This window comes from Devosia sp., assembly GCF_017307565.1.
GTDB lineage: Bacteria > Pseudomonadota > Alphaproteobacteria > Rhizobiales > Devosiaceae > Devosia.
The window spans coordinates 1-12,350 of record NZ_JAFKHD010000432.1; the positions used below are offsets into that span (position 1 = coordinate 1).

At 63.4% G+C, this 12,350-nt stretch carries 14 protein-coding genes; 7 read left to right on the forward strand and 7 right to left on the reverse strand.

Going from position 1 to position 12,350, the window contains the following annotated elements; genetic code table 11:
• Window positions 1-27: 27 nt before the first annotated feature.
• Window positions 28-1,221 carry a lytic murein transglycosylase gene (locus J0I64_RS18540; RefSeq protein ID WP_291410972.1) on the reverse strand — a complete coding sequence of 398 codons (1,194 nt, stop codon included), beginning with the start codon at window positions 1,219-1,221 and terminating at the stop codon, window positions 28-30.
• 8 nt (window positions 1,222-1,229) lie between these two features.
• On the reverse strand, window positions 1,230-2,216 hold the full coding sequence (gene galE / locus J0I64_RS18545; RefSeq protein ID WP_291410974.1) for a UDP-glucose 4-epimerase GalE: 987 nt from the start codon (window positions 2,214-2,216) through the stop codon (window positions 1,230-1,232).
• A gap of 106 nt (window positions 2,217-2,322) precedes the next feature.
• Here galE and galU point away from each other — a divergent pair, with 106 nt between their 5' ends.
• Window positions 2,323-3,207, forward strand: a complete 885-nt coding sequence (gene galU, locus J0I64_RS18550) for a UTP--glucose-1-phosphate uridylyltransferase GalU (protein WP_291410977.1) — start codon at window positions 2,323-2,325, stop codon at window positions 3,205-3,207.
• Window positions 3,208-3,272: 65 nt separating this feature from the next.
• Here the strand turns inward: galU and J0I64_RS18555 are convergent, their stop codons facing one another.
• Together J0I64_RS18555 and J0I64_RS18560 are read right to left on the reverse strand one after the other, a co-directional pair.
• A complete protein-coding gene (locus J0I64_RS18555; protein WP_291410979.1) occupies window positions 3,273-4,439 on the reverse strand; it encodes an MFS transporter in 1,167 nt (388 codons plus the stop codon).
• A 27-nt stretch (window positions 4,440-4,466) separates the two neighbouring features.
• Entirely contained in the window at window positions 4,467-5,615 is a 1,149-nt protein-coding gene (locus J0I64_RS18560; protein WP_291410981.1) for an MFS transporter, read from the reverse strand.
• 80 nt (window positions 5,616-5,695) lie between these two features.
• Between J0I64_RS18560 and J0I64_RS18565 the strand changes: the two genes are divergently transcribed.
• Window positions 5,696-6,448 carry a DeoR/GlpR family DNA-binding transcription regulator gene (locus J0I64_RS18565; RefSeq protein ID WP_291410983.1) on the forward strand — a complete coding sequence of 251 codons (753 nt, stop codon included), beginning with the start codon at window positions 5,696-5,698 and terminating at the stop codon, window positions 6,446-6,448.
• 9 nt (window positions 6,449-6,457) lie between these two features.
• On the opposite strand, the gene J0I64_RS18570 is transcribed toward J0I64_RS18565, so the two are convergent.
• The 3 genes from J0I64_RS18570 to J0I64_RS18580 form a co-directional block, all read right to left on the reverse strand.
• Window positions 6,458-7,792, reverse strand: a complete 1,335-nt coding sequence (locus J0I64_RS18570; RefSeq protein ID WP_291410985.1) for an outer membrane beta-barrel protein — start codon at window positions 7,790-7,792, stop codon at window positions 6,458-6,460.
• An 86-nt stretch (window positions 7,793-7,878) separates the two neighbouring features.
• Complete coding sequence (locus J0I64_RS18575) at window positions 7,879-8,328, reverse strand: NfeD family protein (protein ID WP_291410987.1); 450 nt, start codon at window positions 8,326-8,328, stop codon at window positions 7,879-7,881.
• A gap of 11 nt (window positions 8,329-8,339) precedes the next feature.
• Window positions 8,340-9,350 (reverse strand): SPFH domain-containing protein, encoded by a 1,011-nt coding sequence (locus J0I64_RS18580; protein ID WP_291410988.1) that lies wholly within the window; start codon window positions 9,348-9,350, stop codon window positions 8,340-8,342.
• Between the two features lie 176 nt (window positions 9,351-9,526).
• Between J0I64_RS18580 and eda the strand changes: the two genes are divergently transcribed.
• The 5 genes from eda to J0I64_RS18605 all read left to right on the forward strand — a co-directional run.
• Complete coding sequence (eda, locus tag J0I64_RS18585; protein ID WP_291410990.1) at window positions 9,527-10,162, forward strand: bifunctional 4-hydroxy-2-oxoglutarate aldolase/2-dehydro-3-deoxy-phosphogluconate aldolase; 636 nt, start codon at window positions 9,527-9,529, stop codon at window positions 10,160-10,162.
• Between the two features lie 24 nt (window positions 10,163-10,186).
• Window positions 10,187-10,552, forward strand: a complete 366-nt coding sequence (locus tag J0I64_RS18590; protein WP_291410992.1) for a LysR family transcriptional regulator — start codon at window positions 10,187-10,189, stop codon at window positions 10,550-10,552.
• A 71-nt stretch (window positions 10,553-10,623) separates the two neighbouring features.
• Complete coding sequence (modA, locus tag J0I64_RS18595; protein ID WP_291410994.1) at window positions 10,624-11,355, forward strand: molybdate ABC transporter substrate-binding protein; 732 nt, start codon at window positions 10,624-10,626, stop codon at window positions 11,353-11,355.
• Window positions 11,352-12,035, forward strand: a complete 684-nt coding sequence (gene modB / locus J0I64_RS18600) for a molybdate ABC transporter permease subunit (protein ID WP_291410996.1) — start codon at window positions 11,352-11,354, stop codon at window positions 12,033-12,035. Before modA ends, modB begins: the two co-directional genes overlap by 4 nt.
• 84 nt (window positions 12,036-12,119) lie before the next feature.
• A partial coding sequence (locus tag J0I64_RS18605) for an alpha-hydroxy-acid oxidizing protein (protein ID WP_291411071.1) occupies window positions 12,120-12,350 on the forward strand: 231 nt, incomplete at its 3' end.

The window sequence follows — 12,350 nt, forward strand, 5'->3', positions numbered from 1 at the left end:
CAACAAAACCATGCGCTCGCCGCTGCGTTACCGCGTGGACGAGGCGAGGGCCTCGGCGGCGGCGCGGGTGATAAAGCCGTCGGCGATCTCGCCGCGGGCGGCCTGGAAACGGGCATAGGCAGCCTGGGTGATAGGGCCAAGCCGGCCGTCGACGGCGCCATCATAGAGGCCGAGTGCCTTGAGGGACTGCTGGATCGACTGGCGCTGGGCGATGTTGGGGAAGGCGGTATTCCGAGGCCATGGCGTTACATAGCTACTGCCGCCCTTGAGGCGGTCGGTCAGGTGGGCGACGGCCATGGCGTAGCTGTCGGAGAAATTATAGCCCTTCAACACCAGATAATTGGCGGTCATCAGGAACTTTGGGCCGGTATGGCCGGTCGGGACGTAGAGAAAGACCGGGGTGTTGGGATTGGCGAAGGGGCGGTCAGAGACGCGGGTTATGCCGCGCTCGGCAAAGAAGCTGATCGGGCGGAGCTGATCGCGGGTGGCGAGCAGGTAGTCGAAGTTTTGCGGGACTTCCACCTCGAAACCCCAGTCGATCCCGGGCTGATAGCCGAGATCGAGAAGGAATTTCGCCGAGGTCGCGAGGGCGTCGGCGAGGGAATTGTGGAGGTCGATGCGGCCGTCGCCGTCACCATCGGCGCCATGGGCGATGACATTGGTGGGGTTGACCTGGAGGTGGCCGATGGCGCCGGCCCACGAGCCGACGGGCGAGATGCCGCCATTGCGTTCGGCGAGGCGCAGGGCGGCGAAGAAATCGGCCTTGTCCTCGGCATACCGGGAGCGGTGCTGGAAGGTGACCGTGGCCAGCGAGCGGACGATGGGACGGATCAGATCCTTGTTGCCGAGGACGGCGCCATAATCGGTGTCGATGCCCCAGATGGCGCCGAGCAGGTAGGGATCGACGCCAAAATGCTGGCCGATAGTGGAGAAGAGTTGGGCATTACGCTCGAGCGCGGCCTGGCCGCGGGAGATGCGGCCGGCATTGACGCGGGTCTCGATATAGTCCCAGACCGGGGTGGTGAATTCGGGCTGGGTTTCGACGAGTTTGGGGACGCGCGGATCGGGCGTGAGGCCCGCTGTCAGCGCGTCATAGGTCGAGGCGCTGACGCCCGCGGCGACGGCCTCGGGCTTGAGCCCCGCAAGGAAACTCGAAAAATCCGACTGCGCCAGTGCCGGGCCGGTCATCAGCAAGACGAGCAGGGCGGCGAAGCGGCGCATGGCAGATCCTAGCGGTTGCGGGTCATCAGGTGGCGTTCCCAGGCATAGGCGGTTTCGACAATCTCGTTGAGATCGTCATGCTGGGGCTTCCAGCCGAGGAGGGCGCGAACCTTCTGGCCGGTGGCGGTGATCGAGGCCGGATCCCCGGCGCGGCGCGGGCCTTCGTCGGCGCGGAAATTGACGCCCGAGACTTTTCGCACTGTCTCGACAACTTCGCGCACGGAATAGCCGCGGCCATAGGCGCAGTTGAGCGTGGTGCTTTCGCCGCCCTTGCGCAGATGGTTGAGGAGGAGAGCGTGGGCGGCGATCAGGTCGGTGACGTGGATATAGTCACGCACGCAGGTGCCGTCCGGGGTTTCGTAGTCGGTGCCAAAGATGTCCATCTTTTCGCGCTGACCGAGGGCTGTCTGGCAGGCGACCTTGATGAGATGGGTGGCAAGCGGGGTCGACTGGCCTGAACGCTTCTGCGGATCGGCGCCGGCGACGTTGAAATAGCGCAGCACGCCATAGGTCATGGGGTGGGCGGCGGCGACGTCAGCCAGCATCCACTCGGTCATGAGTTTTGAGCGGCCATAGGGCGACATCGGATGAAGCGGGGTGTCCTCGACGACCGGGGCGAGGCCGGTCATGCCGTAGACGGCGGCGGTCGATGAGAAGATGAAGTGCTTTACCCCGCCCTTGACGGCAGCCTCGATGAGGTTGCGCGAGGTGGAGGTGTTGTTCGCATAGTATTTTAGCGGATTGGTTACCGATTCAGGAACGACGATAGAACCGGCGAAGTGAATGATCTCGGTAATGCGGTACTTTTCGATGAGGCTGACGACGAAGTCGATATCGCCGGCATTGCCCTGCACAAAGGTGGCGCGGCCGTCGATGGCCCAGTCGAAGCCTGTGACGAGATTGTCGAGAACGACAACATCTTGCCCTGCATCAGCCAGACTGAGAACCATGTGGCTGCCGATGTAACCTGCTCCACCTGTGACCAAAACCGTCATTGGCCGTACTCCTGCCGCAAATGCTCTTTTGTTGTGCAAGGATATGTAACAGATGTCGGTGTAGGTCTACGCCTAAGTTCTGATCGACAAAGCAAGGGAATCCTCCGTGTCAAAACGCGTTCGCACTGCCGTCTTTCCTGTCGCTGGCCTGGGAACCCGCTTCCTGCCGGCCACCAAGGCAATGCCGAAGGAAATGCTGACCGTGGTGGACCGGCCTCTGATCCAGTATGCCGTGGACGAGGCCCGTGAGGCCGGAATCGAGCATTTCGTCTTCGTCACCGGGCGCAACAAGGGCGTCATCGAGGACCATTTCGACCGTCAGTTCGAGCTCGAGACCACACTTGAAGTCCGTGGCAAGACTGCGGCGCTGCATGAACTGCAGAAGGATCTGCCCTCGGCTGGTCGCACGAGCTTCACCCGCCAGCAGGAACCGCTGGGCCTTGGCCACGCTGTCTGGTGCGCGCGCGATATCGTTGGGGACAACCCCTTCGCGCTGCTGCTGCCCGACATGCTCTTCAAGGGCGAGCCGGGTGTGCTCAAGCAGATGATGGATGCCTATGAGGAAACCGGCGGCAACATCATTGCGGTCGAAGAAGTGCCGCATGACGAAGTGTCGTCATATGGCGTCATCGGCCGTGGCGAGGGGCCGGACAACAGCTTCAAGCTGACCGAGATGGTGGAAAAGCCCAAGAAGGAAGACGCGCCTTCGAACCTGATCATTTCGGGCCGCTATATCCTGCAGCCGGAAATCTTCTCGCTGCTGGCCGAGCAGACCAAGGGCGCGGGCGGGGAAATCCAGCTCACCGACGCCATGCAGAACCTGATGCACCAGCAGAATTTTACCGGCGTCAAATATGTCGGCAAGAGCTTTGACTGTGGCAGCAAGATCGGCTTCCTGACCGCCAATGTCGTCTACGCATTGGAGCGCGACGACATTCGCCCCGGCTTCATCCGGGAACTGAGCAAGCTCGATCTTGAAGAGCAGCTCTGAGACCAGGCTGATGATGAAAAAGGGGTCGCCTTGCGCGACCCCTTTTTGTTTGGATGGTTCCGGCGTCAGCGCCGTGCGGTGAGCGGCCAGCTCAGGGCGACGAAGGCCATACCGGCGGCGACGAGGACGAAAGCGATGCTGAGGCTCCAGTGCTGGGCGACGATGCCGATGACGGCCGGGCCGACCAGGATGCCGGCATAGCCGAGGGTCGTGATTGCAGCGATAGCAAGGCTCGGGGGCATGCGCGTCTGGTTGCCTGCGGCGGAAAACAGCACCGGCACGATATTGGAGGCGCCGATGCCGACGAGGAGGAAACCGGCAAGCGCCAGGGGCTGGGATGGCGCATAGACCGCGAGGAGGAAGCCGGCTGCGGCCAGGAAACCGCCGAGGATGACGACCTTCATGCCGCCCATTGCCTTGACGATGATATCCCCGGTGAGGCGGCCGACGGTCATGGCGACGGCGAACATGGTGTAGCCAAGCCCTGCCTGTGCCGGATCGGCGGCGTGGGTGGCGATGAGGAACAGCGCGCTCCAATCGAGAATGGCGCCTTCGCCCAGGAAAACGAGGAAGCACAGAAGGCCGATGAAGATGACAATGCCGCGCGGGACGACAAAGAGCGGGGTGTCGCCGGCTTCGCGGTTGCCATAGGGCAGGAGGCCCCTGAAGGAGAAGGCCAGCAAGGCGACGAGCAGGGCCGAGATGGCCAGGGTGGCGGCGAGCGGGGGAACGCCGACGCCGAGCAACAGGCTGACGCCGCCGGCGCCTACAATGCCGCCGAGGCTGAAGAGGCCGTGAAAGCCCGACATCATGGTGCGGCCGCTATCCTTTTCGACCATCACAGCCTGAATGTTCATGGCCACATCGACCGTGCCGACGCTGGCGCCGAAAAGGGCGAGGGAAATGGCGAGGGCCGGGACGGTATCGACCAGGGCGAGGAGCGGCACGACGAGGGCCAGCACGAGCGTACTGGCAACGATCACGGCGCGGCAGCCGAAGCGGCTGGCGAGGACGCCAGTGATCGGCATGGCAAGGATCGAGCCGAGCCCGAGGCACAGCAGCAGCAGGCCGAGCGCGCCGTCTTCAACGCCGACGCGCGCCTTGGCAAAGGGCACCAGCGGGGCCCAGGCCGCCATGGCGAGGCCAGCAACGAGAAAGACGGCGCGGGTGGCCCATTGTTCGCGGGTGCCGGACCGGTGGTCTTGTGCGGGATTGAGAGCGTTGGTCGTCATGGAAGGAACTCGATATGGTGGGGACCGCTACAGGCGGCGGTAGATCGGTCGGGAGGTGAGGGCGATCAGCGCCATGGCGCCGCAAAGCAGCAGGAAAGCGGTGCGCAGGCTGGTGGCATGGGCGATAAATCCGATGGCGGCGGGACCGGCGATTATGCCCACATAACCCACGGTCAACACCGCGGCGACAGCGAGGTTCGGCGGCATGGCGCGGCTCCGTCCCGCGAGAGTGAAGAGGATGGGGGCGATATTGGACACGCCGGCGCCGACGAGGAGAAAACCGCCCAGCATGGCGGCTGTCCATGGGAGGCAGAGGCTGACTGCAAGGCCAGCCGTGGCGACCAGGGCGCTCGTGATGAGCATGGCAAGATCGCCGATTGCGGTGCGACAGCGATCGCCGCAGAGGCGTCCGAACGTCATGGTGATGGCAAAGGCCGTATAGCCAAATCCGGCAAGGGCGGAATCAGCAGGTTGGGCTTCGACAATGAACAGGGTGCCCCAATCGAGCACCGCGCCTTCGGCGAGCATGGCCAGAAGGCTGAGGCAGCCGATGGCCAGAACCACGCCTTGCGGAATGACAAACGCTGGCGGACGGGAGGCGCCGGGATCGCTGAAAGGCAGGAGGCCTGGACGGGCAGACAGAAGAAGCCCGGCCATGGTCAGGGACGTTGCGAGGGCGGCAAGGGGCGCGTGAAAGCCAAGGGCCAAAAGGAGAGCCATGGCGCCTGATCCGAGAATGCCACCCAGGCTGAACATGGCGTGGAAGCCCGACATTAGCGTCCTGCCTTCCATTTTCTCGACGAGGACAGCCTGAAGATTCATGGCAACCGAGGTGCAGCCCATCGCCATGCCGAAGGCGACGAGGGACAGGGCCATCAACCAAGTCGACGGGGCCAGGGAAAGAACAGGAAAAATCAGGCACAAACCGGCAGCGGAGCCGGTTATGACCTGACGGCACCCGAGGCGGGAGGTGAGAAAGGCCGTGGCGGGCATGGCGAGGATGGAGCCGAGGCCCATGCAGAGCAGCAGGAGTCCCAACATGCCCTCATCAATGCCAAGTCTTTGCTTGGCAAACGGAACGAGAGGGGCCCAGGCGCCGAGCACCATGCCACCCAGCGCAAAGACCAGCCGGGTGGCTGTTCGCTCGGTCATTCCTGTGGTGGTGATCGCTGTCACGTTTGTTCTCTCTTCTGCGACTTGCTATTGCAGAATATCATTAAACGCGCAAGAACGTGCATGAACCGGAGAAATCAAGATTGCTGGCTGAAGAGCGGCTCGACCAAATCCGCGACCTGCTGAACGCCGATGGCCGCGTGCTGGCCAATGCGCTGGCCGTGCGCTTCAACGTGTCGGAGGATACGATCCGGCGCGACCTGCGCGAACTGGCGCGGCTCGGTGTCTGTCGCCGGGTCTATGGCGGGGCGCTTTTGCTGACACCCGATCATGGGAGCCTCGCGGCACGCACCGGTGCGCAATGGGACGAGAAGGCGGCGCTGGCGCGGCTTGCGGTGACACTGATCGGGGAGGGGCAGACCGTTTTTATCGACGCGTCGTCGACGAACCTGGCGATCGCGCAGGCGCTACCGCGCGAGAAAAGGCTGACGGTCGTGACCAATGCGCCGGCCATTGCCATGGCGCTGTCGGAGCACCCCAATCATAGCGTCATCGTACTGGGAGGGGCCTATGAGCAGTCCAAGGGGGCTTGTCTCGGGCCGCAGACGGTACGCGAGATTTCCCACATCTTTGCCGACGTTTTCGTCCTTGGGGCATGCGGCGTCGATGCCGGGATCGGCGTGACGGCGCTCGATGCTGGGGAGGCGGAGGTCAAGCGCGCCATGATCGCGCAAAGCAGCGTGTTGCTGGTTGCCGCGACGCGGGACAAGTTGGGTACCGTTGCCCCCTTCAAGCTCGCCGAGACCGCGCGGATCGATCATCTTGTCGTGGCGGATGCTGAGCGTGATCTGTCGCAGTTCGAACAGGCGGACGTGCGGGTGCATGTCGCGGTATAGCCGCGGGGCTTAGCGGGAGATGGTTACGCCGACGCTGACCTGATGGCTGAGTGTATTGCCATTGGCATTGTCGGTGTTGCCGAAGCCATAATCGGCATTGAGGCTGGTGTGGGCGGATAAGGCGTAATCGGCGCCAGCACCAAGGCCCAGGCGGCGTTCGGTCGTGCCGGTGCCGACGAGTTCGGATTGACTCCAATCGGCCGTGGCGCGCAGGCGCAGCCAGGAATTGACCGTGTACTGAGCATTGGAAAAGGCCGAGTACCGGATGCGGGCAGTGCCGGGATTGTCGGCGCCTGCGGGGGCAAGCGCGGTCTCGATGCCGGCCGTGAAGGCCACGGTGGGATCGGGCGTGTAGCGGATTTCGGCGCCATAGAGTTCGGCGCGGATGGCACCGAGAGTTGCTTCATCGAAGACGCGCTCTCCGACGCCGACCGAGGCGCTGGCTGACCAGATGTCGTTCCACTTGCCCGAGACGCCAGCGCGGAGCGAGCGGTTGGTGGCATTGGGATAGACACCGAGGCTGGCGGTTGGCCGGTCGAAAATGTCGCGTTGCAGCTCGCCCTGGCCGAAGACCTCGAGGATCGGGGTGACCTGATAGCCGAGGCGGAGATTGGCGGTGCCGGACCAGTAGTTCTGGTCGGAATTGTCGGTGAGCCCGGTATCGGTGCGATCGGTCGGGCCATAGACGGTACGGTTGATGCCGCCGCCGAGGCCGACATTGAACTTGCCGAATTGCCGGTCGACGCCGAGCTTGCCGCCGCCGGTAAAGACCTGCGGCGGGGTGATGATGAAGGGCGAGAGGCCGGCCGTGCCGGGAATGTCCTGGGTCAGGCCAATATTGAGCGACCCGGTGACCCTGGTGACGGAATCGATGGGGGCGGTGCCGGAAATGGATAGGCCGCCGGAGGTGAGGATCGGCATGTCCTGGCCATTGGCCTTGGCAAGGTCCGCATCGCCCTCGATGGCGATCGTCGCGATGCCGCCCGCATGGGTATAGGAAAAGCGCGGCGTCAGATGGGTGACGAAGCTGCCTTCTCCATTGGAATTGAGATAGGTGCCGCGCAGGCCCACCGACCAATCGAGCGGTACCGGCTCGCCCGAATCAGGGGCAACCGCGAATTCGGGAGGCACCGGCTGGGCTGGGTAGACACCCGGGCGGAGGCGGGCATTGGTGAGACTCGGATTGGGCAGGTTTTGGCGCACCGGCGTCGCTGCCGTCTTGGTCTCGTCCGCCTGATCGGTCTGCAGCAGCGTCGGGGCAGCATGAGCCGGGCTGGCGGCGCCGGCCAAAAGGCCAGCGACCAGGCCGAAAGCCAGGCTCCGATAGTGCTGCGAAAGGACCACGCCACGCTCCAGATATCGGGACCCAAGACAGAGGTCCCCGCGCGCGATCCTTTCAGCTTATGGTTAACGAAAGCTTGCTTGCTGTCTCAAATCGCCTCGACGCGCAGCACCGCACCATCACTGCCGACGACGCGGATCTTCTGTCCCGCCGGCAGGTCGGGACCGGAAATCCGCCAGATCGTGTCGCCCAGAGCGAGGCGGCCGAAGCCGTCGGTAATGGGCTGTTCTAGAACGGCCTCATGGCCGATGAACGTGTCGGTGCGGCGGTTGAGATAGGGCCGGTCGGACTGACCAGCGCGGTTGCGTGTCCAGCGGGTCCAGATAAAAATCGCGACCAGCGCCAGGACGCCGAACATGAGCCACTGGAAGGGCCAGGCGATCGGCTGGAAGAGCACCACCAGACCGGTGATGAGCCCGGCAATGCCGAGCCAGAGAAGGAAGCCGCCGGGCACGACGAGTTCGAGCGCCAGAAGGATGAGCCCGGCAATGATCCAGGCCCATGGTGCGTTGGCAGCAAGAAAATCGATGAGAACCATGGCGGTTCAGCCTAGAGCTGGCCGGGCTCGCGCGGCGGCTGGCCGGCGGCGGGCGGACGGGATGCGGCACGGGCGGGCGTTGCCGGCGCACCGCCAAAGGTTTCGCGGGCGATTTCGGCAATGCCGCCAATGGCTCCGATGACGCTGGAGGCTTCGACGGGCAGCATCAGCACCTTCTGGTTGGGGGAGGTGGCGAGCTTGCCCAGGGCTTCGATGTAGTTGTTGGCGACGAAGTAGTTGATGGCCTGCACATTGCCCGCGGCAATGGCTTCGGACACCATCTGGGTTGCCTTGGCTTCGGCCTCGGCGGAACGTTCGCGCGCCTCGGCGTCACGGAAGGCAGCTTCGCGGCGGCCTTCGGCCTCCAGCACCTGGGCCTGCTTTTCGCCTTCGGCCTTGAGAATGGCGGCCTGGCGGCGGCCTTCGGCTTCAAGAATGGTGGCGCGCTTTTCGCGCTCGGCCTTCATCTGACGGCCCATGGATTCGACGAGATCCTTGGGTGGATCGATGTCCTTGATCTCGATGCGGGTGATCTTGAGGCCCCAGGGCGAGACGGCGGTATCGACAACGCGCAGCAGGCGCTCGTTGATTTCGTCGCGGTGGCTCAGCAGTTCGTCGAGATCCATCGAGCCCATGACCGTACGGATATTGGTCATGGTGAGGTTGAGAATGGCGTTTTCGAGATTGGCAACTTCATAGGCGGCCGCGGCAGCGTCGAGCACCTGGTAGAAGGTGACGCCATTGGCGGTGATCGAAGCGTTGTCGCGGGTGATGACTTCCTGGTGGGGGACGTCGAGCACCTGCTCCATGACGTTGATCTTCTTGCCGATCGTGTCGATGAACGGGACGATCAGGTTGAGGCCGGGTTTGAGCGTGCGCGTATATTTGCCGAAGCGCTCGACGGTATAGTTGTAACCCTGCGGAATGGTCTTGGCGCCGGCGAAGAGCACCAGGATCAACAGGATGCCCAAACCGATCAGCGTAAGGCTGAGGCCATCCAGGGCAAAACCTTCAAATACCATGACAAGCTCCTCTTGGTTGTTTGTGCATTATTTAGGTGCGGACCATGACATAGGCAATCGAACAAGGCGATGACGCGGCTTTTTTTGCCTCCGCCACAAGGATCGGCCTTGCGGGAAACAGGGCTTGGGCCTAACCCTTCGGCGGACCTTTCCTCAGCCTTCTGGAAGTGATGCTCATGCCGCAGGACGCAAACGCCATTCGTTCCATTCTTTCGCTGGCGCCCGTCGTGCCCGTCATCATTCTCGACGACGTTTCCCAGGCGCGGCCGCTGGCCGAGGCGCTGGTTGCCGGCGGCCTGCCGGTGCTGGAAGTAACGCTGCGCACGCCCAATGCGCTCAAGGTCATGGAAGAGATGGCCAAGGTAACTGGTGCCATTGTCGGCTCTGGCACCGTGCGTAACGCCGCGCACATGAAGGCGTCGGTCGATGCCGGCTGCCGCTTCATGGTGTCGCCGGGCGCTTCGCCGCGCCTGCTTGATGCGGCCGACGATGTCGCCATTCCGCTGCTGCCGGGCATCGGCACGCCGACCGAAGCCATGGCGGCCGCCGAGCGTGGCTATTCGTTCCTCAAATTTTTCCCGGCGGAAGCGTTGGGTGGCGCACCGGTGCTCAAGGCCTTCGCCTCGCCGCTGCCCGATATCACCTTCTGCCCGACCGGTGGGATCGATCCGGCCAAGGCCAAGACCTATCTGAGCCTTCCCAATGTCATCTGCGTGGGCGGCAGCTGGATCATGCCGGCCGACGCGCTGGCGAGCGGCGACTTTGCCCGGATCGAGGCGCTTGCCAAGGAAGCGAGCGCGCTGCGCGGGTAAGGTTTTGGAACGGGGGGCAGTTTCATGAACAAGCCTGCGCCCCCATCCGGCCTTGGACATCTGCGGATCGTGCTCAGCGATAAGGTCTATGTCGGGCCGGGGCGGGCTGATCTGCTCGAGGGGATTGCCCGGACCGGATCCATTTCTGCGGCCGGCAAGGCAATGGGCATGAGCTACAAGCGGGCCTGGAGCCTCGTGCAGGCACTCAATGAGGGGTTTGGAAAGCCCCTCGTCGAGACAGCGCGGGGCGGGGCGGCGCAGGGCGGGGCGCATTTGAGCGTGCTCGGCGAAGAGGTGCTGGCCCGTTATCGCGCCATGCAGCGGGCGACCGAGACTGCAATTGCCGATGATGTGGCAGCGCTCAAGGCACTGATATCCGATATTTCCTGATGAACATATCGCTTGTGCGAGTTGGAGCTTTCGGTCATCGATATGGCCATTCAAACATATCGGAGGCTTCCGTGTCCCGTCGTCTGCTGCTTTCTCTTGCCGTTCTGGCTGCGAGTTCCGCTCCGGCTTTCGCTGAAACCGTCAACGTGGCCGTCGCCGCCAATTTCACCGCCGTGGCGGAACAACTGGCAGAGATTTTCGAAGCCAAGGGCGAGCACCAGGTCGTCCTGAGCTTTGGCGCCACCGGCCAGCTCTATACCCAGATCACCCAGGCCGCGCCCTTCGGCATCTTTCTTGCCGCCGACACGGCGCGCCCGCAAAAGGCCATCGAGGAAGGCTTGGGCGTCGAAGGCAGCTTCTTCGTTTATGCCGAGGGCCGGTTGGTGCTTTACGCGCCGGGGCGTGACGTGAGTGATGGCAAGGCGGCGCTCGAGGGCGACTACAACAAACTCGCCATCGCCGACCCGGCCGCTGCACCCTATGGCAAGGCGGCAGTGGAAACGCTGACGGCGCTCGGCCTTCTCGAAACGCTGACCCCGAAGCTGGTGCAGGGCGAAAACATTTCCCAGACGCTGCAGTTCATCGAGAGCGGTAATGCCGAGCTGGGTTTTGTGGCGGCGAGCCAGGTGCTCGGCAAGGCCGATCAGTGGCTGGTGCCGGCCGATTTGCATGAGCCGATCGCGCAGGGCGCGGTGCTGCTCAAGGAAGGCGAGAACAATCCAGCCGCCACGGCCTTCTACGATTTCCTCAAGTCCGATGAAGCCGTAACAGTGATCGAGGCTGCGGGTTATTCGGTGCCATGATCGGCAGCGATCCGCTCCTCTCGGCAGTGCTGCTGACGCTGGTCCTTGCGGCGAGCGTCACGGCGGTGCTGGTGCTGGTGGGATCGCCGATCGCCTGGTGGCTGGCTCGGAGCAAGTGGGCCGGCAAGGAAGTGGTGGGGGCCGTGGTGTCCCTGCCGCTGGTACTGCCGCCGACTGTGCTGGGTTTTTATCTGTTGCTGGCGCTCGGGCCGAATGGTCCGGGCGGTGCAATTGCCGGGCTCTGGGGCGCCCGGACTTTGGCCTTCTCGTTTGCTGGGCTCGTGATCGGCGCGGCGGTGGCTTCGCTGCCCTTCATGGTGCAACCGCTGCGCAATGCCTTTGCCGCCATCGATGCCGATGTGATGGAGGCGGCCGATACGCTTGGTGCCTCCGGAGCGCAACGGTTCTGGCGCGTGGTGCTGCCTCTGGCGGCGCCCGGCTACATGGTTGGGGCCATCATGGCCTTTGCCCACACCATGGGCGAATTTGGCGTCGTGCTGATGATCGGCGGTAATATTCCGGGCCAGACCAAGGTACTTTCCATCGCCATTTACGACTTCGTCGAGCGGCTCGAATGGGAAAAGGCGCATGTCGTGGCGGGCAGCATGGTTGCGTTCTCGTTCTTCGTGATTTTCGCCACGCTGATGCTTGGGCGGCGGGCGGCGCATCCGTCACCATAGGCGGCCCGACAGTCAGATTGACTACTAACATGTTAGTTGCTAGGGCAGGTCGAACCCGCTTTCGGAGCCTCGGCCATGACCGCCATCGACAAGATTCTCACTGTTGAGGAAATGATGAAGGTGGCGCGTCGGCGCGTCCCCAAAATGTTCTTCGAATATGCCGATAGCGGCTCTTATACCGAGGGCACCTATCGCGAGAACGAGAGCGATTTTAACAAGATCAAGCTCAACCAGAAGGTGGCCGTGAACCTTGAGGGGCGCAACCTCAAGGTGAAGATGCTGGGCAAGGAAATCACCATGCCGGTGGCCATCGCT